Origin of the sequence: Nonomuraea salmonea (assembly GCF_042428605.1) — a bacterium.
Lineage (GTDB): Bacteria > Actinomycetota > Actinomycetes > Streptosporangiales > Streptosporangiaceae > Nonomuraea > Nonomuraea salmonea.
Window position 1 is genome coordinate 12,871 of the sequence record NZ_JBHMCF010000058.1, and the last position, 26,647, is coordinate 39,517.

Consider the following 26,647-nt stretch of genomic DNA (forward strand, 5'->3'; position numbering starts at 1 on the left):
CTGCTCGGCGCGATGCCCGCCGGCCGCGCTCTCAGTTGGACCAGGTGAAGCCGTTGGTGCCGACCTGGCCGCCGCTGGGCGGATCGGTGACGGCATTGGCGGGGTTCGCGGCCAGGATGCCGGCGACGGTGATCGCTATGGCTGCGACGACCTGTGCTGCTGCTTTCTTCGAAATCATGTGACACCTTCGGGGGCGTGGGTTGGAGGCTCTCGGGGAGCCTTGTGGTCTGCGCGGGGTGCGGTCAGTTGGACCAGATGTACCCGTCGGTGCTGGGCGGGTCCGTTACGGCGTTGGCGGGGGCGGCGGCCAGGATGCCGGTGGTGATGATGGCGGCGGCTACCACCAATTTCGCGAGCAGGCGCTTTGAGAGCACGTGAACACCTCCGTACGGGACGTTCCTTCTCGGACGGTGATCGTACGTAGGCAATTGAAGGGGTATCAAGGACCAATAATTCGGTCTAAAGAGATTGGATTATTGGTCGTACCGGGTCAGATCACGACTTTGAGCAGGCCGGTCAGGGCCAATTGGACGAGCGCCAGGGGGACGAGCACCGCCCAGGCGAGTTTCTGCAGCTGGTCCTCGCGGAGCCGCGGGTACGTCACGCGCAGCCAGATCACGACGAACGACAGGAAGAAGACCTTCACCAGCGTCCAGAGCCAGCCGGGCAGGAACGGGCCGTGCCAGCCCCCGAGGAACAGCACGGTGGTCAGGAAGGACAGGACGACGATGCCGACGTACTCGGAGAGCATGAAGAGGGCGAAACGCATGCCGGTGTACTCGGTCATCGGGCCCATGATGATCTCGGACTCGGCGATCGGCATGTCGAACGGCGGGCGGCGCAGCTCGGCGAGGCCGGCCACGAAGAAGACGATGCCGCCGATCGCCTGCCACGGCAGCCACCACCACTGCCAGGCCTCGACGATCCCCGACAGCGACAGGGTGCCGGCCGCCATCGCGACCGAGGAGGCGGCGAGGACGAGAGGCAGCTCGTACGACATGAGCTGAGCCGCGGAGCGCATCCCGCCGAGCACGGAGTATTTGTTGGCCGACGCCCAGCCCGCCATGATCGAGCCGAGCACGCCGACACCCATGACGGCGAGGACGAAGAACAGGCCGAGGTCGAGGTCGACGGCGGCGCGGCCGCGGTCGATGGGGATGACGATCAGAACGAGGAGGTACGGGACCAGCGCCACCCCGGGAGCGATCATGAAGATGCGGCGGTCGGCCGCGGCCGGGATGATGTCCTCCTTCTGGGCGAACTTCACGCCGTCGGCGATGAGCTGCGCCCAGCCGTGGAAGCGGCCCGCGTACATGGGGCCGAGCCTCGACTGCATGTGGGCCATGACCTTGTGCTCCGTCTGACCGACGATCAGCGGCAGCACCAGGAACACGACGAGGATGACGACGAAGCTCAGCACCACTTCAAGCATCGGGCGGCCCCCAGTCGGCTGGAACTCCGGGCGGAAGGGTCTTGCGGCGGCTCGGGGCGCCGTGTCCTGATTCGCCGGGCTCCTTGGCGCCGGGCCAGGGCTTGGCCACGCGGGCGGCCAGGATGAAGTCCTTGCGGAGCGGGTGGCCTTCGAAGCCGTCGGGGAGCAGGAGCGGGACGAGGTTGGGGTGGCCGTCGAAGATCACGCCGAACATCTCGTACGTCTCGCGCTCGTGCCAGTTCGCGCCCCGGTAGATGAGGACGGCGGTGGGGAGGTGGGGGTTGTCGCGGGGAACGCGGGTGCGGAGCAGCAGCCTGCGCCGCGTGTCCGGGTTGTAGACGTGGGCCACGATCGCGAACGTGTCGGGAGGCTCGTCGACGCCCGTCAGCCAGTCGAAGAAGGCGTGGCCGAGGGTGTCGCGGGCGTATTCGAGGAGGTTCGTCCAGTCTGTCGGGGGCACGTCGATGGTGGTGTCGCCGTAGGACTCCGTGACTTCGGCGCGGTCGCCGAAGCGGGCCTCGAGGCCGGCCGCGAGGTCGGCGCTCATGCCTGGCCGCCGGACGGGTCCTCCGCGTGGGAGCGGGACCAGATGTAGCGGTCTGTCAGCTTTTCACCGGCGATCTTCTCCTGGAGCTTGGTGATGCCGTACAGGAGGGCCTCGGGGCGCGGCGGGCAGCCCGGGACGTAGACGTCCACGGGGATGATCTGGTCGACGCCGTTCGTGACGCAGTAGGAGTCCCAGTACGGGCCGCCGGAGTTGGAGCAGGCGCCGAACGAGATCACGTATTTCGGGTCGGGCATCTGCTCGTACAGGCGCTTGACCGCGGGGGCCATCTTGTCGGTGACCGTGCCTGAGACGATCATGAGGTCGGCCTGCCTGGGGCCGTTCGCGAACGGGATCACGCCGAAGCGGATGAAGTCGTGACGGCTGGTCGAGGCCGCGATGAACTCGATGGCGCAGCAGGCCAGCCCGAAGTTGAACACCCACAGCGAGTAGCGGCGGCCCCAGTTGAGGATGAAGCGCATCGGCTTGGGCGCCAATCGCGAAACCGGGCCCACTGTGGGCATCGGAAGGTCCGTTGCTGCCATACGGCCATTCTTGCGCGGATCACAGGACAGGCAAAGGAAGGGTGGTGCATAGGGGGTTGGTGGGGGTGGTGTGAGGGCTGAGGTGATGGAGGCGCTACGGGAACACGCTTCAGGACTTGGGGTGGCGGGTGGCACGGACAGGTGGCGCCGGCGGGTGGCGCCGGCGGGTGGCGCCGGCGGGTGGCGCCGGCGGGTGTCGCGGGTGGGTGGTCTCCGATGCGGGGTGGTTTCAGGGGTGGGTTCGTCGGCCGGGGCGGGTTACGATCCGGGCATGGACGGCTACTTTGGCTCCTATGTGCTGGTGGCCGCGTTGCTTGCCATCGGTGTCGCGATCGTCGCCGGCGCGCTCTTCGCCAATCGGTTGCTGCGGCCGTCGCGGCCCACTCCCGAGAAGCTGACCACCTACGAGTGCGGGGTCGACCCTGTGGGTGAGGGGTGGGCGCAGTCACAGGTGCGGTACTACGTGTTCACGTATCTGTACGTGGTGTTCGCGGTGGATGCCGTGTTCCTGTTCCCGTGGGCGACGGTGTTCGATGCGCCCGGGTACGGGCTGACCACGCTGGTGGAGATGTTCGTCTTCCTGGGGTTCATCGCGCTGGGGATCCTGTACGCGTGGCGGAAGCGGGTCCTCAGCTGGACGTGACGCGTACCCAGCGCAGTCAAAGTGTCCGGGCTGATCACACAAAATCCGGGTAAACCGTAAGATCGCACACATAACCTGACAAGCATGCACAAATCGCGGTTCTGTACGGGAATCGCTCTGCTGGCCCTCTCGGCCTCCGGTTGCGGCCTCGCCGCCGCCTCCAACGGGAGGGACATCATGGTCCCGGCAGAGCCGACGCTGATCGACTTCGTCGATCCCGCCACCGTCGTCGGCCTGTCCACCGCGACCGTCACGGAAGGCGACCCGACGGCCGGCAGATACGTGCACATCAAGTACCCGGTGCTGACCGACGCCCCAGCACTCAACCGGATGCTCAAGGCCGGCGCCGAGCGGCAGCTCAAGGACTTCAGGCGCACGACCCGCGGCGACGCCCCCATCCTCCCCAAGCCGGAGCTGAACGTGGAGTGGCAGTTCGCCGCCGCCTCCCCCGAGGCGGTCGGGGTGCGCCTGCGAACCGGCGAGTTCCTGGGCACGAACTGGGGCAACTCCACGCGTACGTACTGGTTCGACCCGCGCAGCGGCAAGGCCGCGAGATCGACGGGACTGCTGGCGGGCAGGCCGGCGCTCGACAGGCTGGCGGCCCTGGTCAAGGAGGCGCTCGCGGAGCGCGGCGGACAGGTGGAGCGCAGCCGGGTGACGGCGGACGCGGACACGTTCGACTCCATGGCGTTCAACAGGAACGGCGACCTGGTCGTGGAGTTCGACGACTGCGAGGTCGGCAGGTGCTCGCTGGGCCGGGTGGCGGTGGCCGTGCCGGCGCAGCAGGTCGCGCCGCTGCTGTCGGACCTGGGACGGCGGGCGCAGCAGGCGGTGCGGGAGGCGGCCAGGCGGTCGGCGCACCCGGTGAACCCCGGATTCGCGGCCACGAGCAGCCCCGACGCGGTCAGCAACCGGGCGGGCAACGTGGACTGCGCGAAGCGCAAGTGCGTGGCGCTGACGTTCGACGACGGCCCAGGCCCGTACACCGGACGGCTGCTCGACCTGCTGGCGGAGCAGCGGGCGCGGGCGACGTTCTTCACGGTCGGCGGCGGCGTGGCGTCGGAGCCCGCGCTGGTCCGCCGGATGAGCATGGAGGGCCACCTGGTCGGCAACCACAGCTGGGCCCACAGGGACCTGTCGAAGCAGCCGAGCAGCAAGGTCGCCGACTCACTCGGGAAGACCTCGGACGCGGTGTCGGAGGTCATCGGGCAGACGCCCACGCTGGTGCGGCCGCCGTACGGGGCGGTGAGCCAGGAGGTACGCGACGTCGCGCGTGAGATGGGCTGCTCGGTGGTCACCTGGGACGTGGACCCGGAGGACCAGACGGCCACCAAGGCGTCGGACATCGCGGACCGGGTCGTGCGCGAAGCGCATCCAGGTGCGATCATTCTCATGCACGACATTCATCGGGAAACCGTGGATGCGGTTCCGGACATCCTCAAAAGGTTGCGCGGGAAGGGTTACAGCCTGGTGACCGTTCCTGAGTTGTACGGCTCTGCGGGGATGCAGGCCGGCCGCATGTACAGGTCAGGGAACGAGCTGCCGGGTAAGCAGCCCCTGACGTAGCGCACGTGTTGGGGGGACGTATAGTTGGCGCTCGTGACCCGAACCGTCCTGTTCGCCCGCCTGCATGTAGACCTCTGCAGGCTGGCCGCCGGGCTGTGTCGTCGCTCTCCCACCTCACCCTGACCTGACTCCGACCGCGTTTACCCGCTTTGGGTGGCATGCAAACGCGTGACCTTCCGAGGATCTAGCATGGAAACAGAGAACGCGCCTAAGGCAACCGCGCAGTGGCGCGTCGAGGAGGACTGAGCTGTGACGAAGCAGGTCCAGCAACTCGACCGCGTGATCATCAGGTTCGCCGGTGACTCCGGCGACGGAATGCAGCTCACCGGCGACCGCTTCACCGCCGGCACGGCGGAGTTCGGCAACGACTTGTCGACGCTCCCCAACTTTCCCGCCGAGATCCGCGCCCCCGCAGGCACCCTGCCGGGCGTGTCGAGCTTCCAGCTCCATTTCGCCGACCACGACATCCTCACGCCGGGCGACGCGCCCAACGTGCTGGTGGCCATGAACCCGGCCGCGCTCAAGGCCAACCTGGGCGACCTGCCCAAGGGCGCGGACATCATCGCCAACACCGACGAGTTCACCAAGCGCAACCTGCAGAAGGTCGGCTACGCGGCCAACCCGCTGGAGGACGACTCGCTCAGCGAGTGGCGCGTGCACGCGGTCCCGCTGACCTCGCTCACCGTGAAGGCCCTCGAGGGTTTCGACCTGTCCAAAAAGGACGCCGAACGGTCGAAGAACATGTTCGCTCTCGGCCTGCTGTCGTGGCTTTACCACCGGCCGACCGAGCACACGATCAAGTTCCTTGAGCAGAAGTTCGCGCGTAAGCCCGACATCGCCAAGGCCAACATCGCGGCCTTCCAGGCGGGCTGGAACTACGGGGAGACGACCGAGTCGTTCTCGGTCTCGTACGAGGTCAGGCCGGCCAGGCTGGCGCCGGGCGTCTATCGCAACATCTCCGGCAACCAGGCGCTGGCCTACGGATTGATCGCCGCGAGCGTGCAGTCGAAGCTGCCGCTGTTCCTCGGGTCCTACCCGATCACCCCGGCCAGCGACATCCTGCACGAGCTGTCCAAGCACAAGCGGTTCGGCATTCGCACGTTCCAGGCGGAGGACGAGATCGCGGGCGTCGGCGCGGCGCTCGGGGCCGCGTTCGGCGGCGCGCTCGGCGTGACCACCACGAGCGGTCCCGGTGTGGCGCTGAAGGCGGAGACGGTCGGCCTCGCGGTCACCACCGAGCTGCCGCTGATCGTCGTGGACGTGCAGCGCGCGGGCCCCAGCACCGGCATGCCGACCAAGACCGAGCAGACCGACCTGCTGATGGCGCTGTTCGGCCGCAACGGCGAGTCGCCGGTGCCGGTCGTGGCGCCGATGTCGCCGAGCGACTGCTTCGACGCGGCGGTCGAGGCGGCCAGGATCGCGGTGAAGTACCGCACCCCGGTCATGCTGCTCTCCGACGGCTACCTCGCCAACGGCTCCGAGCCGTGGCGCCTGCCCGAGGTGTCGGAGCTGCCGGACATCTCGCAGCCGTTCACCACCGAGCCCAACGGCGACGACGGCGCGTTCCTGCCGTTCAAGCGCGACACCGAGACGCTCGCCCGCCCGTGGGCCATCCCCGGCACCGCCGGGCTCGAGCACCGCATCGGCGGCATCGAGAAGGCCGACGGCACCGGCAACATCTCCTACGACCCCGACAACCACGACCTGATGGTGCGCACCCGCGCCGCCAAGATCGCCGGCATCGACGTGCCCGACCTGGCCGTCGACGACCCGGACGGCGAGGCGAAGGTGCTGGTCATCGGGTGGGGCTCGACGTACGGGCCGATCGCCGCGGCCGTGCGCCGCATCAGGAAGGCCGGCGGCAAGGTCGCGCAGGCCCACCTGCGCCACCTCAACCCGCTGCCCGCCAACACCGGCGAGGTGCTCAAGCGCTACGACAAGGTGCTGCTGCCCGAGATCAACCTGGGCCAGCTCGCGCTGCTGCTGCGGGCCAGGTTCCTCGTCGACGTGATCAGCTACAACCGTGTGCGCGGGCTCCCGTTCAAGGCCGAGGAGCTGGCCGGAGTCATCCAGGACGTGATCGACAGTGACTGAGCTGGTGAACGGGAGGGGCCTGTCGCTCGTCCCCAAGACCGACGTGAAGCAGAGCCTGAAGGACTTCAAGTCCGACCAGGAGGTGCGCTGGTGCCCGGGCTGCGGTGACTACGCGATCCTGGCCGCGGTGCAGAGCTTCCTGCCCGAGCTGGGGCTGAAGCGCGAGAACATCGTGTTCGTCTCCGGCATCGGCTGCTCGTCGCGCTTCCCCTACTACCTCAACACCTACGGCTTCCACTCCATCCACGGGCGGGCGCCGGCGATCGCGACCGGGCTCGCGGCCAGCAGGCCCGACCTGAGCGTGTGGGTGATCACGGGTGACGGTGACGCGCTGTCGATCGGCGGCAACCACCTGATCCACGCGCTGCGGCGCAACGTCAACCTCAACATCCTGCTGTTCAACAACCGGATCTACGGTCTGACGAAGGGCCAGTACTCCCCCACCTCCGAGGTCGGCAAGATCACCAAGTCGACCCCGATGGGCTCGCTGGACAAGCCGTTCAACCCGATCTCGCTGGCCATCGGCGCCGAGGCGTCGTTCGTGGCCCGCACCATCGACTCCGACCGCAAGCACCTGCAGTCGGTGCTGCGCGAGGCGACCGCCCACCGCGGCACGTCGCTGGTCGAGATCTACCAGAACTGCAACATCTTCAACGACAACGCGTTCGAGCAGCTCAAGGACCCCGAGGTCCGCGACGACATCACGCTGCGGCTCGAGCACGGCCAGCCGATCGTGAGCGCGAGCAAGGCCGTCGTACGCGGCCCGGCCGGCGGCATCGAGGTCGTGGCCCGCGACAGCGTGAGCGAGGACCAGATCCTCGTGCACGATGCCCACAGCCCCGACCCGTCGGTGGCGTTCGCGCTCAGCAGGCTCGACGAGCCGGCGTTCGAGCACGTGCCGATCGGCATCTTCCGCAGCGTCGACCGGCCGTCCTACGAGTCGCTGATGGCCGAGCAGCTGGAGGAGTCCGTGGCGCAGAAGGGTCCCGGCGACCTGAGCGACCTGCTCATGGGTGGAGACACCTGGCGCATCAGCTGACACCGCCTTTTTGGGACGCCGCCGCCCTGGCAGGGGCGGCGGCGTTCTGCGTTCCAGGGACGTTTCCGGCGTAACGGCGCGGAGGCAGGCCGGGATACACCTGTGACCGGGCCGTGGGGGGCCGGGGGGAGGGTGCGCTGATGACGTGGACGGGCAGGCGGGCCCTGGTGACGGGGGCGTCGGGGTTCATCGGTGGGCACCTCGCCGCACGCCTGGCCGCGCTGGGCGCCGAGGTCCACACCGTGGGCCGGCGCGCCGGGACGGACGGAGACGACGCCGCGAGCACCCCAGCGGACGGGGTCCAGCGGCACCAGGTGGACCTGCGCGATCCCGAGGCGACGGCCGAGCTGGCGCGCACGGTGCGCCCCGACGTCCTGTACCACCTGGCGAGCGAGGTCAACGGGGCCAGGGACCCTGAGATGGTGCGGGTCACGCTGGCGGGCAACCTCGTCGCCGCGGTCAACGTGCTGGACGCGGCCCGCGCGCACGCCGTCAGGACCGTGATGACCGGCTCGATCGAGGAGCCGCGGCCGGGCAACGGGCACGCGCCCCCGTCGTCGCCGTACGCGATGGCGAAGTGGGCCGCCACCGGCTACGCGCAGCTCTACCACCGCTTGTGGGAGCTGCCGGTCACGGTGCTGCGGCCCAGCATGGTGTACGGCCCCGCCCAGCCCGACACGACGAAGCTCATCCCGTACGTGACGCTGTGCCTGTTACGCGGCGAGCGCCCCCGGCTGACGAAGGGGACGAAGCTCGCGGACTGGATCTACGTGGACGACGTCGTGGACGCGTACGTGCGAGCCGGGGAGTCGGACAAGGCGATCGGCTACACGATGGACATCGCGACCGGGGTGCAGACGTCCGCCCACGAGATCGTCATGAGGCTCTTCGCGATCGCCGCCCCTGAGCAGACGCCGGAGTTCGGCGCGGCGCCCGACCGTCCGTACGATATCACGCAGGTCGGCGACCTCGCCCCCGCGGCGGAGCTGCTCGGCTGGCGGCCGGTCACGGACCTGGACGACGGGTTACGGAGAACAGTCGACTGGTACGGGAAGGTGCCCGCGTGAAGAGCCGATTGAACGCCCTGCGCAGCCGTTTCGTGGACGCCCCCGACTCGCTCGGGGCCAAGGCGCGGGCCCGGCGCTGGCGGTGGTTCGCGAGCCGCTTCCCCGACCTCGACCGCATGCGCGTCCTCGACCTCGGCGGCACGGCCGGCGCCTGGCTGCGCGCCCCCGTCAGGCCGGCCCACGTGCACATCGTCAACCTTGAGGAGCCGCCCGCCGACCTGCCCTCCTGGCTGCGCGCGGACGTGGCCGACGCCTGCGACCTGCCGCCCGCGATCCGCGGCACCCGCTACGACCTGGTCTTCTCCAACGCGGTCATCGAGCACGTGGGCGGGCACCAGCGGCGGCAGCGCTTCGCCGACACCGTGCACGAGATGGCCGACCGGCACTGGGTGCAGACGCCCTACCGCTATTTCCCGGTCGAGCCGCATTTCCTGTTCCCCGGGTTCCAGTTCCTGCCGCTGGCGGCGCGCACGACGATCCTGCGGCGCTGGCCGCTCGTGCACACGCCGACCTCCGACCGGGACGCGGCACGCATGATCGCCATGGAGGTCGAGCTGCTGAGCGTGACCGAGATGCGGCACTACTTCCCCAAGTCGCGGCTGCACTTCGAGCGGCTGGCCGGGCTGGTGAAGTCGGTGATCGCCATACGGGGTTAGCCCGCGGTCACGCTCGCGGCGCCGTCCTCCCAGGTGTTGCCGCGCCAGACGTTGCCGGGGCCGTTCGCGTCCCAGTAGGACACCGGGCCCGCGTAGCCGCCCTTCGGCCACACCCGGCGGCTGAAGACGTTGTCGACGACCTTGATGTTGGACGACATGCCCTTCTTGCCGGCGCCCGCATAGAGGGTCCAGCCGCCGCCCGCCAGCAGGTTGCCCTGGACGGTGACGTTGCGGGTCACCCCGAAGTCCTGGAACAGGGCGATCGCGCCGGTCTGGTTGAGGGTGTTGACGACCGTGTTGCGGCGGATGATCAGCTCGGTGCCGGGGGCCGCGGTGCCGGTGGACATGATCATGTCGGTGTGGTCGCCGGAGTAGTACTTCGGGTCGTGCACGTACGAGTCCTCGATCAGGCCCTGGTCGGTGAGGATGCCGTTGGAGATCGTGTGGATGTCGACCCGGCGGATCGTGATCATTTTGCCCTGGTTGAGAATCCCGAACTGGGTGCGGCGCTTGCCGTTGCCGAAGATCTCGCTGTCCTCGACCTTGAGGCCGGTGTGGCCGGCGCGCTGGAGGATGCCCCAATAGTCCTTCTGGCCGCGGACGCGGGTGTTGCGGATGGTCACGTTGTCCGCCTCGACCGTGATGTCGCCCGTGACGTCCCAGCCGTCGATGACCATGCCGTCCTGCTTGATGATGATCGAGCCGGTCTTCTCCACCATCCTGGTGCCCGCGGGGACGCCGGTGTTGCCCGGCCCCGGCCAGTCGCCCGAGGGCGGCACGGAGGTCCTGGTCGGCTCCGGGGTCGGCGTGGGAGTCGGCGTGGGGGTCGGCGTGGGAGTCGGCGTGGGGGTCGGGGTGCGCGTCCTGGTCGGCTCCGGGGTCTGGGTGACGGGCGGGGTCGGTGGCGGGGTGGACGTCCGCGTCGGGACGGGCGTGGGGCTCGGCGGGAGCGGCAGGGTCCGCGTCACCGTCGGGCTGGGGAGGGGCAGCGTGCGCGTCCGCGTCGGCGTGGGCACGGGTGTACGGGTGCGGGTGGGCCTGGGAGCCGGGGTCGCCGTGCGCGTCGTGGTCGGCGCGGCGGTCGGGCGGCGGGTCGGGCGGGGCGCCTGCTTCGTGGGACGCCGGGGCCACCACCGCCAGAAGTCCCGCTCGCGCCGGTACCAGGGCGGCGTCGTGGCGGGGCCGCGCAGCTGACGGCCCGCGGCGGCGCCGGGAGCGACCTCCCGTGACTCGGCGCCGCTCAGGCGGGGCTCCGACGCGTCGGTCAGGACGGTACGGGGCTCCGGCTCGCCGACGACGACCACGTACGTGCCGGCCAGCGCGGCCACCACGGAGACCCCGGCAAGGGACAACCAGCCGGCGTGCCTGCTCTTCCTGCGCTGCCTGGACACAGGCGGCTCCTTCCGATCACGGCCACGTCGAGTCCCCCAGGGGGAGAGATTAGCCATGCCGAAGGACAAAAAGAGGATATTCCGCGAAAAAGGACTCGCATCCTCCCCATTCTCAGGAAACTCACGTTTCCCGAATATCGCGAAAAATGATCTCTAAACGGCGACTATCCAGGCGTTACCGTTTCCCCGTTTTCCCACACGTTCCCCTCCCACCGATTTCCGGGCCCGTCATTATCCCAATACGCAACCGGCCCGGCCGCACCTCCCTTGGGCCACACCTTCCGGCTGAAGACGTTCCCGATCACCTTGACGTTCGACGACGTGCCCTTGGCCCCCGCGCCCGCGTACAACGTCCAGCCGCCGCCCGCCAGCAGGTTGCCCTCGACCGTGACGTTCTTCACCACCCCGAAGTCCTGAAAGAGGGCGATCGCGCCGGTCTGGTCGAGCGTGTTGATCACGGTGTTGTTCCTGATGATCAGTTCGGTGCCGGGGGCGGCGCTTCCGGTGGACATGATCATGTCGGTGTGATCGTCCTTGAAGTATTTCGGGTCGTGCACGTACGAGTCCTCGATCAACCCCTGGTCGGTGGAGATGCCGTTGGAGATCGTGTGGATGTCCACCCGGCGGATCGTGATCATTTTGCCCTGGTTGAGAATCCCGAACTGGGTGCGCTGCTTGCCGTTGCCGAACACCTCGGTGTCCTCGACGGTCAGCCCCGTGCGCCCCTCCCGCTGCAGGATCCCCCACCAGTTCTTGGTCCCGCGCACGCGGGTGTTGCGGATGGTCACGTCGTCGGCCTCGACCGTGATGTACCCGGTGACCTCGACGCCGTCGATCACCGCGCCGTTCTCCTTGACCACCATCGGGCCCGACTCGCGCAGCCGTACGCCGTCGGGCACGCCGGTGGTGCCCGGGCCGGGCCAGGCTCGCTGGGAGGGCGTGGCCGAAGGTGTGGCGGGCGCGGCGGCCGGGCTCGAAGGAGCCGGGGTGACGTCCAGCCGGTCCCGCCCCCCGGAAGCCTGGCAGGCGGTGCCGAACAGCACGAGCAGCGCGGCCAGGCTCGCCCCGAAGCTCCTGGCCGCGGTGCGCGACCTCACTCGCCCTTGGTCTTCCGTCCGCCGACGAGGTCCGCCAGCGCGGGCGGCGTCCAGCGTTTGGCGACCTGGCGCAGGTTGCTCTTCCACGCCTCGCCGGGCCGCTGCCGGAACAGCGTGGTGTGCTCCTCGGTGACCTCGTCCGCGGGCCGGCCGTTGGAGTAGTAGTAGAGGGCCATCGAGCGCCGTGCCCGGTCCTCGGGGCAGGTGAGCGGGTCGGGGTGGCCGTGGTTGGCGTCGTCGGTGGTGGCGAACAGGACGAACCGGTTGAAGATCGGCAGGACCTTGCCCTCGCACGCCGTCATGTCCTTGTTCCAGAGCTGGAGGTGCCCGCCGTAGTCCTCCTGCCAGTCCTTGTTGAGGTAGAGCAGACCGTTGAGCCGCCGGTCGAGGTTGAGGCGGCGGCTGCGGTTGAAGTCGGCGTGCACCTTCAGGAAGCCGCCCGGGCGGATCTGGTGCAGGCCGCCGCCCTCGAAGTGCGGGTCGGAGACGAGATTGGTGATGCCGGTCAGCCGCTCCAGGAAGTCGATGAACACCCCGCCGTTGAACTCCGCCAGCAGGTGCCGGGTGGCCGGGCCCATGCGCTCGGGGTCGGCCAGCGCGAGCTTGACCTCGCGGGCGGTGTCGAAGCGCTGCCAGGTGGCGTCCCGCGGCTCGGGGAACTCCGCCAGCACGGGCTCCAGCACCTCGGGCGGCAGGAAGTCGTCGATGACGACGTGACGGAACGGCGACGCCGTACGGAACTGCTCGGAGTACTTGTCCGCGAGTGCGAAGAGTTCGTCGCGACGAAACGTGAAAGCCTGCAGATCCTGCATGGATTGTGTCTCCGTCTCTACGACACCGGCCCCTGATCCACATATCGCCCCACATGTGCCTTCTGTTACCTGTAACGATCCATTCCTGGGGCGCGATGGCCGATTTGTGACGCCCGCCCGAGTAGCGATCGTGATCGTGACCTACAACAGCGCGCCGGTGCTCGGCGGCTGCCTGGACTCGCTGGCCGCGGGCGCGGCGGGCACCCGGCTCGCGGCCGTCGTGGTGGCGGACAACGCCTCCAAGGACGACTCCCTCTCTCTCGCCGAGAAGGCCGAGCTGCCGGTACGACCCGTCCAGGTCGGCAGGAACGCCGGGTACGCGGCCGCCATCAACGCCGGCATCGCCGCACTCGACCTCGCCGAGCTGGACGCCGTCCTCGTGCTGAACCCCGACTGCCGGCTCCGCCCAGGAGCGCTGGCCGCCCTCCGCGCGGCGCTCGACCGTCCCGGCACCGGCATCGCCGTCCCCCGCCTGGTCGGCACCGACGGCGTGCTGCACCACTCGCTGCGCCGCACCCCCGCCGTGCGCAGGGCGCTGGCCGAGGCGCTGATCGGCGGCCGGCTGGCGGCCAGGATCGGCACGCTGGGCGAGATGGTCACCGACCCGGAGCGGTACGAGCGCCCCGGCCCCGCCGACTGGGCCACCGGCGCCGCCATGCTCCTGTCGGTGGAGGCGATCCGGCGAATCGGCCCCTGGGACGAGTCGTTCCTGCTCTACAGCGAGGAGACCGACTACGCGCTGCGCGCCGGGGACGCCGGCTGGTCGCTCTGGTACGACCCGAGCGCCGTGGTGGAGCACATCGGTGGCGAGGCGAAGACCAGCCCCATGCTGGCCGCGCTGCTCACGGTCAACCGGGTGCGGCTGTTCAGGCGGCGGCGCGGCCGGGTGGCGAGCGCGGGCTTCTACCTCGCGGTGCTGCTGGGCGAGGCGATGCGGGCGGCGGCCGGCCGGCGTACGGCGCGGGCCTCGGTCGTGGCGCTGCTCAGGCCGTCCCGCCGGCTGCGGGCCCTACCCGGATGACGAGAGGAACGCGATGAGAGTCGAACGCCTGGAGCTCGAAGGCGTGCTGCTGTTCGTGCCCACGCCGCACCACGACGACCGGGGCTTGTTCACCCGCACGTTCGACACCGCGCTCGCGGCCGAGCACGGGCTGGACCCGCACGCGTTCGTGCAGGACAGCCAGTCGCGCTCGCGCCGCGGCACGATCAGGGGCATGCATGGGCGCTCGGGGCGCGGCGAGGCCAAGCTGGTGCGGGCGGCGCACGGCGCCGTGCTGGACGTCCTGGTGGACGCCAGGCCCGGCTCACCGACGTTCGGCGCGCACAGAGCCGTCCGGCTCGACGACGTGACGTTCGCCCACCTGTACGTCCCCCCGGGCTTCCTGCACGGCTACCAGGCGCTCACGGAGCACGCCGACGTCTGCTACCGCATCGACAGGGAGCACGACCCGGCCGAGGACCTGGCGGTCCGCTACGACGACCCGGACCTCGCGCTGCCGTGGCCGTTGCCGGTCGGCGCGGTCAGCGAGCGGGACCGGTCGGCGGGGTCGTGGAAGGACCTCAGGGCCAGGCTGGGGGTCTGAGCGACGCGCCGTTCCATCCGCAGCAGCGCCCCGGCCGTGCCGACGAACAGGAACATCACGCTGGTGATGCCGGGGAAGGACAGCAGGTCGAACGTGGCCGCGCCGAGCAGCGGGATCAGCAGGCAGGCGGCGACGGTCAGCGCCAGGTTGCGCACGTCCGGGTCGCTGCTCATGCGGCGTACGCTCAGCGCCACGACGATCCCGGTGACGATCACCCCGACGAACCCGAGCATGCCGAGCAGCCCGGTCTCGACCAGGGAGAGCAGGTACTGGTTGTCGAACACCTGGTGCTTGTACGGGTACCAGGTGCCGGGCCCGCGGCCGAAGATCGGGCTCCGCTCGAACTCGCGGATCGCCCAGGGGTAGTCGTGGGTGCGGTAGATGATGCTGCTGTCCTCACCGGCCCCGGCGAACAGGTTGTAGAAGGTGCCGAGCAGGCCGGGCGCCAGCACCTTCATGACGCCGAGGAACACCCCGAACGCGACGAGGGCGGCCAGGCGCCGCCGGTTGTTCCAGCCGACCAGCAGGATCAGCCCGGCTCCCGCCAGGCCGAGCACGGCGGTCCTGGAGACGGAGAACATCAGGCCGGCCGCGATGACGGCGGCGCAGAGCCACCAGCGCACCGCGCCCTGGCCGCGCCGGTGCGCCTGGAAGCCGAGGTGCGCGGCCAGCGGCAGCAGCATCGCCGACAGCGCGCCGAACTCGATCGGGTGCCCCAGCGTGCCGGACACCCGGCGCAGGGCCGACCGGGAGATGACGGTCGGCACCTCCTCGGTCGACGAGGGGCGCAGGCCGGGGAGCTGCAGGTACTGGGTGAGGTCGAGGTCCAGCCTGAACTGCAGCAGGGCGACGGCCGCGGCGAACGTCCCGCCGGCCACCAGCGCCTTGAGCACGAAGTCGAGGCGCTCACGGGTGCCGACGCCGTCGCACATGATCAGGACGAGGCTCACGTACCCGAAGTAGAGGACGAGCGTGTGGTCGGCCAGGTTGAGCTCGTCGGAGGGCAGGTAGAGGGAGGTCGTGTAGCCGTAGACGGCCAGGATGACCAGCGCGTACGCGAAGACCGCGGTACGCACGGGGTTCGGCCCCTTGGCCACGCCGGTGGTGCTGACCATCTGCGCGCACGCCCACACCACGCCCAGCGACAGCGCCACGATCTCGGCCGGGGTGAGCGAGAGCGGCAGCCCGGCGACCGCCAGCCGGGCCGGGACGAACAGCAGCACCAGGGCGAACAGGCCGGCCAGCGTGGCGGCGTCCGCGCGGCGTGGCGCGACGACGGGAGCGGCGGTCAGACCGGGGACCCGAGCCGTCATCCCTCGTGCCCCGCCAGCGAGCGGGCCCCGTTGGCGGCGGCCGTCTCCAGGGGCGCGGACGCGTCCCGCGCGCGGCGGCGGGTCCGGCGGTGGCGGGCGAAGCTCTCGGCCGCGAACGCCGCGAACAGGCTCACGAAGGACGCCAGCGCGCCGGCGACGACCGCGCTGCGCAGCCGGCTGCCCTTCTTCTCGTCGGGCTCGGTCGGCGGCACGACGACGGTGGCGCTCACGTACGTGGCGGGCGGCGCCTTGACCTGCCGCTGGCGGGCGCGCAGCTCCTTGGCGGCCAGCGCGGTGACCTTGATGACGATGGAGTGGGCCTGCTCGGCGGTCGGGGCCTCGCAGGTGACGACGATGAACGGGGTCGCGGGCATCAGCTCGGGGTTGGTGCCGCCGCTGGTGACCCTGAGCGTGACGTCACCGCCCGGCGGCACCCCCACCTCGGCGGCGGCCTTCGGGGTGTTCAGCGCCTGGATGAGGATCGCGGAGGTCATGTTGAGCCCCTGGTCGAAGGTGACCAGCGGGTTGGTGCTCGGGTTGGGGAACTTGGGGTCGCTCGGCAGGCTGCCGCCGGTGACCGGCAGCGTGAGAACGATGGCCGAGGTGGAGACGAAGGTCTTGGGCGCCACGGCGTAGACGCCGAGTGCCGCCGCGATGGTCAGCAGGAACGCGGGCACCGTCACGTACCAGCGCCTGAAGAGCACCGTCACCGTCGCCCAGAAGTCCATGGCGGGCCCTCACCCCTCGCCGTCGTCCTGGCCGGCCTTCCTGGGCCCGGGGACGGGTGAGAGGTCCTCGCCCCGGTAGGCGGGGAACTCCACGGTCGCGGAGCTGTCCTCGTCGGCGGCCGGCTGCTCGGGCTCCTCCACCTCGGCCTCGGCGGGCTTCACGGGCTCGTCGGGCTTGCCGGGCTCTGAGGGCTCGGGTCGCACGGCGGACTGCGCGGCGGACTGCGCGGCGGACTGCGCGGCGGGTTGCGCGGCAGGTTGCGCGGCGGGGCGCCGCACGACCAGCGCGTACGCGATGCCCAGCCCGGCGACCAGCACGAGCAGCCCGGCGCCGATGCCCGCCTGCCACCTCAGGCTCTCGTCGGCCTCGGGCACCGAGGGCGGGACGATGTCGGTCGAGGTGATGAACGTGTTCGGCGGCGCGCCGAGCGCCCGCTGCCACTCCGCCAGCTCGTCGGCCACCCGCTGCCGCGCCGCCATGAGCACGGAGGTGGCCCGCTGGGGCGTGTCGCTGGTCACCTGGATGTAGATGTAGGGGCCGTTGATGTCGAGGACATGGGGGTTGCTGCGGCCGTCGTCGATGACGATGTCGGTCGGGCCGTCCTTGGGCGCCCCCAGCTCCGTCCACACGTCCTGGGTGTTCATGGACAGGATGACGATGCTGGCCCCGGTCTTGAGCGCGTCGTTGAACGACAGGAACGGGTTCGTCAGGCCCTGCTTGGTCTTGTCGTTCGGGATCGTGCCGCCGTTGACCGGCATGGCAAGGACAAGCGAGACGTCGGTGGTGTGGCGGGCGGGTACGAAAGCGTGCACGGCGACGCCCGCCAGGATCGCCAGCAGGATCAGCGGCGGGCCGACGCGCACCCTCCTGAGCAGTCCGAGCAGCGCCGTCCAGAACTCCATTTGGTACGTTCCCCCGCCTCGCGACGCTCCCTCTATAGGGAGCCATCGCCGATAAGCCGTTCAACGTTACATTTCACCGAATTCGCTGCTCAGCTGAGCGGCAGCTGCGTCTCGGTGTCCGGCCGCGCCACGTACGTCGAGTAGTCAGGGTGGTCGAAGCGGTGCAGCGCCTGGATGTTGTCGTTCCAGGGCGCGGGCACCGGGCGCTTGTGCCGCAGGCCGTTGATCGGGGCCAGCTTCATCAGCTCGTTGGCCCCGTTGAACTCCCTGATCGCGCTCAGCTCGCCGACGTACTCGTTGTGGATGACCTGGTCGTCGTCGCCCACCGTGTCGTCGAGGTAGCAGAAGACGCGCGGCAGGAAGTATTTGTGGTCGCCCTCGAACAGCCGCAGCGCCGCCGCCGTCGAGCTGTAGAAGTCGACGTCGATCGAGACGAACCCGATCGGCGCCGGCCGCTCCGCGTCGAGGAAGTCGACCACGGTGTCGCTGATGTCGCCCAGGACCAGCTTGGCGTCGCCCAGGCGGGCCCGCAGCGCGTCCACGTCCATGACGAAGTCGCCCTCGCGCCAGATGTAGGGCAGGTCGCGGTAGTCGGTGGGCTTGGGCAGGCCGGCGCCGGTGTCGAAGCCGTACACGTCGATGCGCACGCCGGTCGCGGCCGTGGCCAGCGCCGCCATGCGGTTGAGCTCCACGATGCCGGCGCCGCCCGCGACGCCGAACTCGACCACGCTGATCCGGCCCACGCCGAGCCGCCTGGCCAGCTCGGCGGCCTGCCGCACGCCGTAGGCGTAGTGCGGGCGCGGGTAGAGGTCGAGTGCGCAGCGCAGCTCGTACGAGCCGAACGGCAGGCGGCGCATGACGGCCAGCAGGATCCGGCCCGGCTGCATGAGCAGCCGCACGAGACGTATCAACACCGGCGATTCACCCTTTCGAGGAGACGGCCCGGGCGGCCAGCCCGGCGAGTTTGCGGCCACGGTGCGTCAGCATCTGCCGCTGCCGCCGCCAGTACGTGCGGGCCAGCACGGCCCGCGCCCTGCCGCGCTGCTGCGCGGACAGCTCGACGATGCCCAGGGCCCGGTACATCGCCCGGAACTGCAGGGTGGTGGCGAAGCGCGCGGTCCAGGCCGGCACGCCGAGCGCGGCGGCGATCCCCGGCAGCCGCCGCTCGCGCAGGCTGCGGTGGGCCAGCGGCTCGGGCACGTGCCCCCAGGGCGCGGTCAGGGCCAGCATGGTGGCGTAGACCTCGTCCTCGCGGATCATCAGCGGCCTGGGCACGGCGGCCACCCGCTCGCGCCGCATCAGGCCGTAGAGCGGGTCGAGCCCGTGGTGCTGGGTGGTGACGACGTCCCACAGCTCGTCGAGCCGGTCCACGGGGTCGTCGGAGAGCATCCGGGTGCCGCGGTAACGCGGCCGGTGCACCGAGCCGTCGGCCCGCGTGTACGTCATGTCGGTGGTGACCAGGATGAGCCGCTCGTCGGCCAGGAACGGCCGCAGGGCCTTGGAGACGTACGAGGGTTCGAGCAGGTCGTCGTCGCCCATCCAGCGGAAGTACGCGCCGCGTGCCCGCCGCAGCACCTCCACGAAGTTGCCCACGACGTGCAGGTCGCGCGGCTGGCGGTGGTAGGAGATCCGCTCGTCCTGGCGGGCCAGCTCGCGGCAGAGCTCCTCGGTGCCGTCGGTCGAGGCGTTGTCGGAGATCACCACCTCGATGTCGGCGTGGTCCTGGGCCAGCGCCGACCGCACGGCCGTCTCCAGGCGGTCCGCGCCGTTGCGGACCGGGATTCCGATGGACACCAGCACGCTCTTCTCCTCGGGGGTCATCGCGCTCGGGCGGGAAGCAGCCGCACGAGACGATCGCTCAGCAGGGTGATCTGGTCGCGGGTCACGACGACCAGCGCGTACGCCAGCAGCCCGCCGCCGCCGGCCACGACGAGCTGGACGAACGGCAGGCCGTCGGTCACGGTGGCCAGGCCCAGCATGACGGCGGCGCACACGAGGGCGCCGATGGCCGGGCGGAGCAGGCCGGGCAGGACGGGCGCCAGCCGCACCCCGGCCCGGTGCACGGCGAGCATGGCGAGCGGCAGCGCCACCAGCACCGCGGCGGCGGCCTGCCCGACGGCGGCGCCGCGGATGCCGTCGAGGTGGGTGCCGACGATGACGGCGGGGATCATCGCGGCGGCGTGGCCGAGGTTCATCCACACGGTCGAGCGGGTGGCGCCCTGGCCGTTGAGTATGTCGAGGGCGAAGGAGGTGAGCATGCGCACCACCATCAGCACCGCGAGGAAGCGCAGCACGCCGGCCGACAGCTCCCACCGCTCGCCGTAGATGAAGATGATCAGCGGGTGGGCCAGCACCGCCATGAACGCGGCGAGCGGCAGCACCATGGTGACGAGCAGCGGCACGCTCTTCTGCACGCCGAGCGAGAGGGAGGCGCCGTCCCGCTCGGCGAGACGGGAGAAGCCGGCGATCGACACCATGCGGATGGCGCTGCCGATCACGCCGGGCACCCAGCTGGAGACGTTGAACGCCATCAGGTAGAAGCCCAGCCAGTCCTTCCCCATGATGTTGCCGACGATGATGTAGCCCACGTTGAGCAGCATGATCTCCAGCGCGATCCCGGCCGCCGACGGGATGCCGAAGCGCAGCAGCCGCCCCGCGATCCGCCGGTCGAACCCCAGCCGGTACGGCAGCCGCGCGTAGTACAGCATGAAGAACCCGGTCACCACGGCCCCGACGAGCTGCCCCCAGGCGAAGCTGTACGGCCCGGCCCCGCCCGCCGCCAGCACGATCGCCACCGGCGCGTTGACCAGGAAGCCCGCCAGCACGGCCTTGGTGTTGCTGCCCGTGCGGAACCAGCGCAGCAGGGCGGCGCTGCGCACCGCGGTGATCGCCTCGACGAGGATGACCGCGGTGAGGATGCGCACCACCGGGGTGGCCTCCTCGCTGCCGGCCAGCGCGGAGAAGTAGGGGGCGCCGGCCCAGAAGAGCCCGTACAGGCCGAGCGCGGAGCACATGGTCAGCGTCGTCGCCGTGGGGGCGATCTCCTCCAGCCGGCCGCGCCACTGCACGACGGCCGACATGACGCCGACGTCCTTGACGACCATGACGAGCTGGGTCGCGGCCAGGGCGACCGCGTAGATGCCGAAGTCGGCGGGTGCGAGCAACCGGGCCAGCACGAGCCCGAGGACGAACGAGCCCGCCCTGGTGACCAGGGTGCCGAGCAGGCTCCACACGGCCCCTCGGCCGGCCTTGCGTCCGATGTCGCTGATGTCCGGGCCCGGTTGCTCTTCCATGCCCGCCTTTCCCTAGCTCGGCTCGTCGATCCGCTCCAGCCAGATCTCCCGCCAGAACGGGATGAACGCGCGGGGGCAGTTGGACTTGTAGACGCCGTCACAGATGACGCCGTCGAGCGCGATGCAGGGGTTCTTCATGGTCAGCATCACGCCGGTCTTCTCGTCGATGCAGCGTTCCACCCGGGCGGCGACCCGGGCGGTGCGTCCGCAGGAGCGCGCCATGTCCTCCTCGAAGCCGAGCCCCCTGTTGTAGCCCTTGGTGGTCAGGGTGGCGACGATCTCGTCCTTGGACTTGATCCTGACCAGCTCGCCCGGCTGCAGGCCGGTCGTGCCCGTCGGGGCGGGTCCGGTGTGCGGGCCTGGCTGGACGAACCCCCAGGCCAGACCGTCCTTGATGCGCAGCCGTCGAGGGAACTTCCGCGACAGCCGCTGGTAGCGGTTGAACAGCCCGAAGAAGATCGTCCGTAGCGTCGGCCCGATCCCGGCGTTGCCCACCCGGATATCCGTCACGTACTGCCCGACGTTACGGAAGGGCAGTAACTCGGGCGCCGCCCGCAGCAGCTCGGTCGCCTGGCAGCGGAAGCGCTCCTCGCCGCCGGGGCCGGGCTCCTTGCGGGTGTTGACCTCCAGGATCGGCAGCAGCGGCCGCTCGGGGCTCACCCGGTCGGGCTCCGGCGTGGGCGGGCCGTCCACCTTGCGCACCCAGGCGGTCTTCCAGTACAGCAGGCAGGCCGTCTGGCAGCCGCCGTGCGCCGAGCCGTCGCAGCGGGTGCCCGCGAGGTGCACGGCGTCCCGCATGCGGCGCATGCCGGTGCTGCTGATCGTGTCGCAGAGCTTGTTGGCCACCTTGTGCACGGTGAGCCTGCGTCCGCAGTAGCGCAGCATCTCGGGCATGAAGGGGAGGTTGTCCAGCTCCCCGTTCTCATCCAGCGTGGCGAGGATCTCCTCGGCGCTCAGGACCTCGACCACGTCTCCGACTTTCAGCGTCGGACTCAACTAATCCACTCCTTCAGCAAACCGGCGTTCTGCAATGACCGTGCGGCGTCCGCCAGCGCGGCGAACGGCATCGTGGAACGACGTGCTATGTCGAGGAGGCTGTGTTCGGTGTCGGAGAGGTTCAGCACCCACAGCATGGCCAGCTGGGCCTCTTTGGTGTCGCTGCGGCCGCCGAGCGAGCCGTACAGGCCGCGGGCGCCGAGCTGTGGCTCACCGTACGGGCTGAGGTTCTGGTAGCGGCGGTTGCCCTCCAGCACCTGTACGGCGGCCCACAGGGTCTCCAGGGTGTCCTCCATGGCCTCGGGGCGGACGAGATCCGGGTCGTCCCCCGAGGTGTGATATTCCGGGTAACTCCCGTAAGTGGACCGGGTCAGCGATCCGACGGGCAGGTTGAACCCGGGTGAGCCGTACTGGCGTTCGTCGTAGCCGTACGGGGCGAAGTCGAGCAGCGTGTGCGGGCGGTCCTTGAGCACGTACGCCAAGACCTGGTCGATCTCGGCGTCCCCCCGCCTGCTGCGCTTGTACGTGAGCCGGCCGGGGTCTCCGGCGCAGGCCAGCGTGAGACCGTGGCTGATGAGCCCGGTCCGCTCCCTGTTGCGGGCCAGCCAGGTGATGGCCCCGATGGTCCCCGGCGCGAAGACGAACCGGTAGGTGTAGCGGCGCTCCGGCAGCTCGGCGAGCCGGCGGGCCAGCGCGACGGCCACCGCCACCCCGGCCAGGTTGTCGTTGGCCAGCGACGGGTGGCAGACGTGGCAGGAGATCAGCACCTCCTGCGCGCTCTCGCCGGGCACGACGTGCTCGCCGTAGGTCAGGTGGCCGTCGGCGAGCGTGGCGTCGATGCGCACCTCGTAGGGACCCTCGCCCATCGTGTCCAGGGTGTCCTGGCTCAGGCAGAAGCCCCACGTCTCGGCGTAGTAGCTGGTCCGGTACGGCACCAGATGCGGCTGGTCGGGCAGCGTGTGCAGGTGTCCGCGGAGCTCGTCCAGGCTGAGCGTGGCGTGGACGGGCACGCTGTAGCCCACCACGTGCAGGTTCGACTCCTGGAAGTCGACCACCCTGGCCCCCGAGGGGTCCTTGATGGAGGCGTCGCGGATGTTCCACTCCCTGGGGATCGTCCAGTCGAGCACCTTCGTGCCCGTCGGCACCTCGGTGAGCCGCAGGGGCGCCGACTCGCCGATGATCTCCAGGGTGCGGCGCAGCCCGTCGCCGGTGATGCTGCGGCACAGCGGGTAGAGGCGGCGTACGAGGGCGTGCATCTCCTCACCGGTCATGGCCGCAGCGTGGCGTCGACGGTGCCGGCCGCGCGCCGGTCGCCGAGCCTGGCCAGGCGGGTGTAGCGGCGTTCGAAGTCGTGCCTGGTCAGGCCGTAGTCGCGGTAGGCGTCGATCAGCTCGACCGCGCCCGCCTTGACCGTCCAGCGCGCCTCGACGCCCAGCGCGGCCCTGATGCGGGAGAAGTCCACCCGGTACGAGCGCGGATCGGCGCCCGCCTCCCCCGTGATCGTCAGCGTCGAACCCGGCACCGCCTCGATCACCTCGTCCGCGATCTCGGCCACGGTCACGTTGTTGACCTCGGTGCCCACGTTGAAGGCCCTGGCGTGCACGGCCTCGCGGGGTGCTTCGAGCGCCGCGAGGAACGCCTGCCCGATGTCCTTGGCGTGCACCAGGGGCCGCCACGGCGTGCCGTCCGACAGCACCCGCACCTCGCCCGTCAGGTACGCGTGCCCGACCAGGTTGTTGAGCACGATGTCGGCCCGCAGCCGCGGCGAGAAGCCGAAGGCGGTGGCGTTGCGCAGGAACACCGGCGTGAAGTCGGCGTCGGCCAGCGCCACCAGGTCGTCCTCGACCCGCACCTTCGACTCGGCGTAGGGGGTGACGGGCCGCAGCGGCGCGTCCTCGTCCAGCAGGTCCGCACCGCCGGACGCGCCGTAGACCGAGCATGTGGAGGCGTAGAGGAACCTGCGCACGCCCGCGTCCTTCGCCAGCCTGGCCAGCCGGACGGAGGCGTGGTGGTTGATGTCATAGGTGAGATCGGGCGCGAGCGCGCCGAGCGGGTCGTTGGACAAGGCGGCCAGATGGATCACGGCGTCGCAGCCGGCCACGTGCTCGGGCCCCGCGTCCCGTAGGTCCACGGCGTGCGCGCGCACCGGCTCCGGGGACGGGCCGAGCACGCAGTCGGCGAACAGCCCCGAGTCGAGGCCGATCACCTGGTGCCCGGCGGCGACGAGCATGGGAGCCAGCACGGTGCCCAGGTAGCCCTGGTGGCCGGTGAGAAGTACCCGCATCAGTTCTCCAGATCGACGGTCAGCTTGGAAACGTGGAACGCCTCTGCGTAGCGCGCGTGGCACTCGATGCCGCGGATGCGGGCGAGGCCCAGGAACGCCTCGCGGTCGTACCAGGGGCGGTGCCGTTGCGAGGCGTAGTGCCGCTGGAGCAGGTCCGCCTTCAGCGCGGCCACCTCGTCGGCGAGCGGCTGGTAGACGGAGGGGGCGGCGAGGTCGCCGTCCCATTTGACGATCTCGTAGCCGAGCGTCAGGTGATCGCGGAAGGCCGTGGGCACCAGCTTCGCCAGCCCCCTGTGGTCCTGGTGGGCGTCGCCCCGCCAGGGCGCGAAGATCAGGCCGGGGTCCGTACGCGAACGCAGGTCCTCCACCGCCGCCTTGGCCTCCTCCCACCGGGCGGGCAGGTAGCCGTCGGGCAGCTTGAGCACGGTGACCCGCAGGTCCGCGCCGGGGCAGAAGTCGGCGAGCGCCGCCCGCTCCTCGTCCTCTCTGGCGGTGCCGCCGCCGGTCAGCACCAGCGCGTCCACCCGCAGCCCAGGACGGGCGGCGCAGACGGTCAGCAGGCTGCCGCCGGCCCCGATCGCCAGGTCGTCGCAGTGGGCGGCGAGCGCCACGATGCCGGTCAGCCGACCGGCGCCGAGCCCGATCACCGGGACCGTTCCCAAAGAGCCCAGGGGCGCTGGCCCCGCGAGTACGCCTCGTCCAGCTCCATCCGCTGGTTCACGGTGTCGGTGGGCCGCCAGTAGCCGCGGTGCCGGTAGGCCAGCAGCCGGCCGCGCTTGGCCAGCTCGGCGCAGCCGTCGGCGACCAGGTCGCCGTTCTCCGGGATGTGCTCGAAGACCTCCTGGGTGAGCACGAAATAGCCGCCGTTGACCCACACCGGCATCTCGCTGACCGGGGAGATGCCGCCGATCAGGCCGTTCTCGGCCACGTCCACGCAGTGGAAGGTCTGCGACGGCGGCACCACCATCATGGAGGCGGCGGCGCCCGAGGCGACGAACCGGTCGATGATGTCCGGCAGCGGCGCGTCGGTGAGCACGTCGGCGTAGTTGGCCAGGAACATCTCCTCGCCACCGAGGTGGTCGCGGACGCGGCGTAAGCGCTCGCCGATCGGCGAGTTGACGCCCGTCTGCACGAACGAGATCGACCAGTCGGAGATGTCGCTGGACAGCAGCTCGACCTCGCCGCCGCGCAGCACGAAGTCGTTGGAGGTGGCCTCCTGGTAGCCGAGGAAGAAGTCCTTGATGTGGTGGGCGCCGTACCCCAGGCAGAGGATGAACTCCTTGTGCCCGAAGTGCGCGTAGTAGCGCATGACGTGCCAGAGCAGCGGGCGCGGGCCGACGAGCGCCATCGGCTTCGGCACTTCGCCCGGCACGCCCGTCCGCATGCGCGTGCCGTAACCTCCGCAGAACAGGACGACCTTCACACGACCTCCAGGTGGGGAATCGGGAAGACCAGCCGGCCTCCCCATTCGTGCACATAGGAGAGCTGGGCGGTGAGCTCGTCGCGCAGGTTCCAGGGCAGCACCAGCACGTAGTCGGGGCGATCCCGGGCGATGCGCTCGGGCTCGGCGATCGGGATCCTGGTGCCCGGAGTGAACTTGCCGTGCTTGTACGGGTTGCGGTCCACCGTGTACGCCAGCAGGTCGGGCCTGATCCCGCAGTGGTTGAGCAGGGTGTTGCCCTTGCCTGGCGCGCCGTACCCGACGACGGTCCTGCCCGCGTCGGCGGCGTCGATGAGGAAGCTCAGCAGGTCACGCCTGACCTTGGCGACCCGGTCGGCGAAGCCGGCGTACCCGGACAGGTCGTGCAGCCCGGCGGCCTTCTCACGGGCGAGCACGTCGTGCACCCGCTGCGACGGGCTGCCCGCCGGCCGGGCCCACAGCCGGATGGAGCCGCCGTGGGTGGGCAGCAGCTCGACGTCCACCAGCGTCAGCCCGCCGGCGGCCAGCGCCCGCTGCGCGGAGGCGACCGTGTAGTACTGGAAGTGCTCGTGGTAGATCGTGTCGTACTGGTTGAGCTCGACCAGCGTCAGCAGGTGCTGCACCTCGATCGAGATCCAGCCGTCGTCGGCCACGAGCGCGCGCAGGCCCTCGGTGAAGCCGATGACGTCGGGGATGTGCGCGTACACGTTGTTGGCCACCACAAGATCTGCGGGACCGTTCCCGGCCCGCACCTCGGCGCCGGTCTCCGGGGTCAGGAACGCGGTCAGCGTCGGCACGCCCTTGTCCCTGGCAGCCTGCCCCACGTTGGCCGACGGCTCGATGCCGAGGCACCGGATGCCGCGCTCGACGACGTGCTGCAGCAGATAGCCGTCGTTGCTGGCCACCTCGACCACGAAGGACGGCTTCAACCGTTCCACGGCCGCGGCGACATAGCGTCCGGCGTGCTCGACCCAGGACGAAGAATAGGAGGCGAAGTATGCGTATTCCGTGAAAGTTTCTTCCGGCGTGATGAGCGGCGGTATCTGCGCGAGCCAGCACTGCGTGCACACACGGAGGTGCAACGGATACGTGGTCTCGGGTTCGTCAAGGCGTTCGGCGGTGAGAAAAAGCTCACAGGGCGGAGTCGCCCCCAGATCCACCACGCTGACCAGGTCTTTCGCCCCGCACAAGCGGCACGGTGTCGTCATCGATGGATCCCACCCGTTAATGGCACGATTTCC

The 26,647-nt window shown here is 70.2% G+C and carries 28 protein-coding genes; 8 read left to right on the forward strand and 20 right to left on the reverse strand.

All coding sequences use genetic code 11. The features are described from left to right. Nucleotides 1-31 precede the first annotated feature (31 nt). The 5 genes from ACFFR3_RS46540 to ACFFR3_RS46560 form a co-directional block, all read right to left on the reverse strand. Nucleotides 32-178 (reverse strand): hypothetical protein, encoded by a 147-nt coding sequence (locus tag ACFFR3_RS46540; RefSeq protein ID WP_379485265.1) that lies wholly within the window; start codon nt 176-178, stop codon nt 32-34. Between the two features lie 64 nt (nt 179-242). Next, nucleotides 243-374: a hypothetical protein gene (locus ACFFR3_RS46545; protein WP_355419728.1), complete on the reverse strand. Its 132-nt coding sequence runs from the start codon at nt 372-374 to the stop codon at nt 243-245. A 116-nt stretch (nt 375-490) separates the two neighbouring features. Then, the gene (gene nuoH / locus ACFFR3_RS46550) at nt 491-1,432 is read right to left on the reverse strand and encodes an NADH-quinone oxidoreductase subunit NuoH (RefSeq protein ID WP_364375677.1); all 942 of its coding nucleotides are present in this window, start codon (nt 1,430-1,432) and stop codon (nt 491-493) included. Next, on the reverse strand, nt 1,425-1,979 hold the full coding sequence (locus ACFFR3_RS46555) for an NADH-quinone oxidoreductase subunit C (RefSeq protein WP_364375679.1): 555 nt from the start codon (nt 1,977-1,979) through the stop codon (nt 1,425-1,427). Before ACFFR3_RS46555 ends, nuoH begins: the two co-directional genes overlap by 8 nt. Next, nucleotides 1,976-2,500: an NADH-quinone oxidoreductase subunit B gene (locus ACFFR3_RS46560; RefSeq protein WP_379485266.1), complete on the reverse strand. Its 525-nt coding sequence runs from the start codon at nt 2,498-2,500 to the stop codon at nt 1,976-1,978. The genes ACFFR3_RS46555 and ACFFR3_RS46560 overlap by 4 nt, the downstream gene beginning before the upstream one ends. A 292-nt stretch (nt 2,501-2,792) precedes the next feature. On the opposite strand from ACFFR3_RS46560, the gene ACFFR3_RS46565 reads away from it, so the two are divergent. From ACFFR3_RS46565 to ACFFR3_RS46590, 6 genes are all read left to right on the forward strand, one after another. Next, complete coding sequence (locus ACFFR3_RS46565; RefSeq protein WP_345394563.1) at nt 2,793-3,164, forward strand: NADH-quinone oxidoreductase subunit A; 372 nt, start codon at nt 2,793-2,795, stop codon at nt 3,162-3,164. Between the two features lie 84 nt (nt 3,165-3,248). Next, nucleotides 3,249-4,730 (forward strand): polysaccharide deacetylase family protein, encoded by a 1,482-nt coding sequence (locus tag ACFFR3_RS46570; protein WP_364375681.1) that lies wholly within the window; start codon nt 3,249-3,251, stop codon nt 4,728-4,730. Between the two features lie 249 nt (nt 4,731-4,979). Next, nucleotides 4,980-6,824, forward strand: coding sequence for a 2-oxoacid:acceptor oxidoreductase subunit alpha (locus ACFFR3_RS46575; protein WP_345394554.1), 1,845 nt, complete (start codon nt 4,980-4,982; stop codon nt 6,822-6,824). After that, nucleotides 6,817-7,863 carry a 2-oxoacid:ferredoxin oxidoreductase subunit beta gene (locus ACFFR3_RS46580; RefSeq protein WP_345394551.1) on the forward strand — a complete coding sequence of 349 codons (1,047 nt, stop codon included), beginning with the start codon at nt 6,817-6,819 and terminating at the stop codon, nt 7,861-7,863. The genes ACFFR3_RS46575 and ACFFR3_RS46580 overlap by 8 nt, the downstream gene beginning before the upstream one ends. Nucleotides 7,864-8,003: 140 nt before the next feature. Continuing rightward, nucleotides 8,004-8,930 (forward strand): NAD-dependent epimerase/dehydratase family protein, encoded by a 927-nt coding sequence (locus ACFFR3_RS46585; protein WP_379485267.1) that lies wholly within the window; start codon nt 8,004-8,006, stop codon nt 8,928-8,930. Then, complete coding sequence (locus tag ACFFR3_RS46590) at nt 8,927-9,586, forward strand: class I SAM-dependent methyltransferase (RefSeq protein WP_364375686.1); 660 nt, start codon at nt 8,927-8,929, stop codon at nt 9,584-9,586. The genes ACFFR3_RS46585 and ACFFR3_RS46590 overlap by 4 nt, the downstream gene beginning before the upstream one ends. On the opposite strand, the gene ACFFR3_RS46595 is transcribed toward ACFFR3_RS46590, so the two are convergent. The 3 genes from ACFFR3_RS46595 to ACFFR3_RS46605 all read right to left on the reverse strand — a co-directional run bounded on the left by ACFFR3_RS46595 (nt 9,583) and on the right by ACFFR3_RS46605 (nt 12,886). Then, nucleotides 9,583-10,977 (reverse strand): right-handed parallel beta-helix repeat-containing protein, encoded by a 1,395-nt coding sequence (locus ACFFR3_RS46595; protein WP_379485268.1) that lies wholly within the window; start codon nt 10,975-10,977, stop codon nt 9,583-9,585. The genes ACFFR3_RS46590 and ACFFR3_RS46595 overlap by 4 nt on opposite strands. 164 nt (nt 10,978-11,141) lie before the next feature. Beyond that, the gene (locus ACFFR3_RS46600; protein WP_379485269.1) at nt 11,142-12,074 is read right to left on the reverse strand and encodes a right-handed parallel beta-helix repeat-containing protein; all 933 of its coding nucleotides are present in this window, start codon (nt 12,072-12,074) and stop codon (nt 11,142-11,144) included. Then, complete coding sequence (locus ACFFR3_RS46605) at nt 12,071-12,886, reverse strand: 2OG-Fe(II) oxygenase (RefSeq protein ID WP_345394530.1); 816 nt, start codon at nt 12,884-12,886, stop codon at nt 12,071-12,073. Before ACFFR3_RS46605 ends, ACFFR3_RS46600 begins: the two co-directional genes overlap by 4 nt. 106 nt (nt 12,887-12,992) lie before the next feature. Here ACFFR3_RS46605 and ACFFR3_RS46610 point away from each other — a divergent pair, with 106 nt between their 5' ends. Further along, nucleotides 12,993-13,907: a glycosyltransferase family 2 protein gene (locus ACFFR3_RS46610; RefSeq protein WP_364375695.1), complete on the forward strand. Its 915-nt coding sequence runs from the start codon at nt 12,993-12,995 to the stop codon at nt 13,905-13,907. Between the two features lie 13 nt (nt 13,908-13,920). Then, the gene (locus tag ACFFR3_RS46615) at nt 13,921-14,469 is read left to right on the forward strand and encodes a dTDP-4-dehydrorhamnose 3,5-epimerase family protein (RefSeq protein WP_364375698.1); all 549 of its coding nucleotides are present in this window, start codon (nt 13,921-13,923) and stop codon (nt 14,467-14,469) included. Here ACFFR3_RS46615 and ACFFR3_RS46620 read toward each other — a convergent pair. The 12 genes from ACFFR3_RS46620 to ACFFR3_RS46675 all read right to left on the reverse strand — a co-directional run bounded on the left by ACFFR3_RS46620 (nt 14,358) and on the right by ACFFR3_RS46675 (nt 26,614). Continuing rightward, nucleotides 14,358-15,782, reverse strand: coding sequence for an O-antigen ligase family protein (locus tag ACFFR3_RS46620; protein ID WP_379485270.1), 1,425 nt, complete (start codon nt 15,780-15,782; stop codon nt 14,358-14,360). The genes ACFFR3_RS46615 and ACFFR3_RS46620 overlap by 112 nt on opposite strands. Further along, the gene (locus tag ACFFR3_RS46625; protein ID WP_379485271.1) at nt 15,779-16,510 is read right to left on the reverse strand and encodes a hypothetical protein; all 732 of its coding nucleotides are present in this window, start codon (nt 16,508-16,510) and stop codon (nt 15,779-15,781) included. The genes ACFFR3_RS46620 and ACFFR3_RS46625 overlap by 4 nt, the downstream gene beginning before the upstream one ends. A gap of 9 nt (nt 16,511-16,519) precedes the next feature. Then, complete coding sequence (locus tag ACFFR3_RS46630; RefSeq protein ID WP_379485272.1) at nt 16,520-17,413, reverse strand: hypothetical protein; 894 nt, start codon at nt 17,411-17,413, stop codon at nt 16,520-16,522. Nucleotides 17,414-17,502: 89 nt separating this feature from the next. Continuing rightward, on the reverse strand, nt 17,503-18,327 hold the full coding sequence (locus ACFFR3_RS46635; RefSeq protein WP_345394514.1) for a hypothetical protein: 825 nt from the start codon (nt 18,325-18,327) through the stop codon (nt 17,503-17,505). Between the two features lie 7 nt (nt 18,328-18,334). Beyond that, nucleotides 18,335-19,213, reverse strand: a complete 879-nt coding sequence (locus ACFFR3_RS46640) for a glycosyltransferase family 2 protein (protein ID WP_364375710.1) — start codon at nt 19,211-19,213, stop codon at nt 18,335-18,337. 17 nt (nt 19,214-19,230) lie between these two features. Beyond that, nucleotides 19,231-20,706, reverse strand: a complete 1,476-nt coding sequence (locus ACFFR3_RS46645; RefSeq protein WP_364375713.1) for an oligosaccharide flippase family protein — start codon at nt 20,704-20,706, stop codon at nt 19,231-19,233. 12 nt (nt 20,707-20,718) lie between these two features. Further along, on the reverse strand, nt 20,719-21,702 hold the full coding sequence (locus ACFFR3_RS46650) for a hypothetical protein (RefSeq protein ID WP_364375716.1): 984 nt from the start codon (nt 21,700-21,702) through the stop codon (nt 20,719-20,721). After that, nucleotides 21,699-22,973 (reverse strand): DUF4910 domain-containing protein, encoded by a 1,275-nt coding sequence (locus ACFFR3_RS46655; RefSeq protein ID WP_379485273.1) that lies wholly within the window; start codon nt 22,971-22,973, stop codon nt 21,699-21,701. The genes ACFFR3_RS46650 and ACFFR3_RS46655 overlap by 4 nt, the downstream gene beginning before the upstream one ends. Then, nucleotides 22,970-23,986: an NAD-dependent epimerase/dehydratase family protein gene (locus ACFFR3_RS46660; protein ID WP_345394494.1), complete on the reverse strand. Its 1,017-nt coding sequence runs from the start codon at nt 23,984-23,986 to the stop codon at nt 22,970-22,972. Before ACFFR3_RS46660 ends, ACFFR3_RS46655 begins: the two co-directional genes overlap by 4 nt. Beyond that, nucleotides 23,986-24,633 carry a PIG-L deacetylase family protein gene (locus tag ACFFR3_RS46665; protein ID WP_345394491.1) on the reverse strand — a complete coding sequence of 216 codons (648 nt, stop codon included), beginning with the start codon at nt 24,631-24,633 and terminating at the stop codon, nt 23,986-23,988. Before ACFFR3_RS46665 ends, ACFFR3_RS46660 begins: the two co-directional genes overlap by 1 nt. Continuing rightward, the gene (locus ACFFR3_RS46670) at nt 24,630-25,409 is read right to left on the reverse strand and encodes a sugar phosphate nucleotidyltransferase (protein ID WP_345394488.1); all 780 of its coding nucleotides are present in this window, start codon (nt 25,407-25,409) and stop codon (nt 24,630-24,632) included. Before ACFFR3_RS46670 ends, ACFFR3_RS46665 begins: the two co-directional genes overlap by 4 nt. Beyond that, complete coding sequence (locus ACFFR3_RS46675; protein WP_364375724.1) at nt 25,406-26,614, reverse strand: methyltransferase domain-containing protein; 1,209 nt, start codon at nt 26,612-26,614, stop codon at nt 25,406-25,408. Before ACFFR3_RS46675 ends, ACFFR3_RS46670 begins: the two co-directional genes overlap by 4 nt. Between the last annotated feature and the right edge of the window lie 33 nt (nt 26,615-26,647).

Excerpts from the sequence above, each read along its gene's own strand:
- ACFFR3_RS46565 (WP_345394563.1), top strand. The coding sequence starts at position 2,793 with ATGGACGGCTACTTTGGCTCCTATGTGCTGGTGGCCGCGTTGCTTGCC.
- ACFFR3_RS46645 (WP_364375713.1), bottom strand. The coding sequence starts at position 20,706 with ATGGAAGAGCAACCGGGCCCGGACATCAGCGACATCGGACGCAAGGCC.
- ACFFR3_RS46660 (WP_345394494.1), bottom strand. The coding sequence starts at position 23,986 with ATGCGGGTACTTCTCACCGGCCACCAGGGCTACCTGGGCACCGTGCTG.
- ACFFR3_RS46630 (WP_379485272.1), bottom strand. The coding sequence starts at position 17,413 with ATGGAGTTCTGGACGGCGCTGCTCGGACTGCTCAGGAGGGTGCGCGTC.
- ACFFR3_RS46570 (WP_364375681.1), top strand. The coding sequence starts at position 3,249 with ATGCACAAATCGCGGTTCTGTACGGGAATCGCTCTGCTGGCCCTCTCG.
- ACFFR3_RS46585 (WP_379485267.1), top strand. The coding sequence starts at position 8,004 with ATGACGTGGACGGGCAGGCGGGCCCTGGTGACGGGGGCGTCGGGGTTC.
- ACFFR3_RS46625 (WP_379485271.1), bottom strand. The coding sequence starts at position 16,510 with ATGGACTTCTGGGCGACGGTGACGGTGCTCTTCAGGCGCTGGTACGTG.
- ACFFR3_RS46620 (WP_379485270.1), bottom strand. The coding sequence starts at position 15,782 with ATGACGGCTCGGGTCCCCGGTCTGACCGCCGCTCCCGTCGTCGCGCCA.
- ACFFR3_RS46615 (WP_364375698.1), top strand. The coding sequence starts at position 13,921 with ATGAGAGTCGAACGCCTGGAGCTCGAAGGCGTGCTGCTGTTCGTGCCC.
- ACFFR3_RS46605 (WP_345394530.1), bottom strand. The coding sequence starts at position 12,886 with ATGCAGGATCTGCAGGCTTTCACGTTTCGTCGCGACGAACTCTTCGCA.
- ACFFR3_RS46655 (WP_379485273.1), bottom strand. The coding sequence starts at position 22,973 with ATGACCGGTGAGGAGATGCACGCCCTCGTACGCCGCCTCTACCCGCTG.
- ACFFR3_RS46555 (WP_364375679.1), bottom strand. The coding sequence starts at position 1,979 with ATGAGCGCCGACCTCGCGGCCGGCCTCGAGGCCCGCTTCGGCGACCGC.
- ACFFR3_RS46540 (WP_379485265.1), bottom strand. The coding sequence starts at position 178 with ATGATTTCGAAGAAAGCAGCAGCACAGGTCGTCGCAGCCATAGCGATC.
- nuoH (WP_364375677.1), bottom strand. The coding sequence starts at position 1,432 with ATGCTTGAAGTGGTGCTGAGCTTCGTCGTCATCCTCGTCGTGTTCCTG.
- ACFFR3_RS46560 (WP_379485266.1), bottom strand. The coding sequence starts at position 2,500 with ATGCCCACAGTGGGCCCGGTTTCGCGATTGGCGCCCAAGCCGATGCGC.
- ACFFR3_RS46675 (WP_364375724.1), bottom strand. The coding sequence starts at position 26,614 with ATGACGACACCGTGCCGCTTGTGCGGGGCGAAAGACCTGGTCAGCGTG.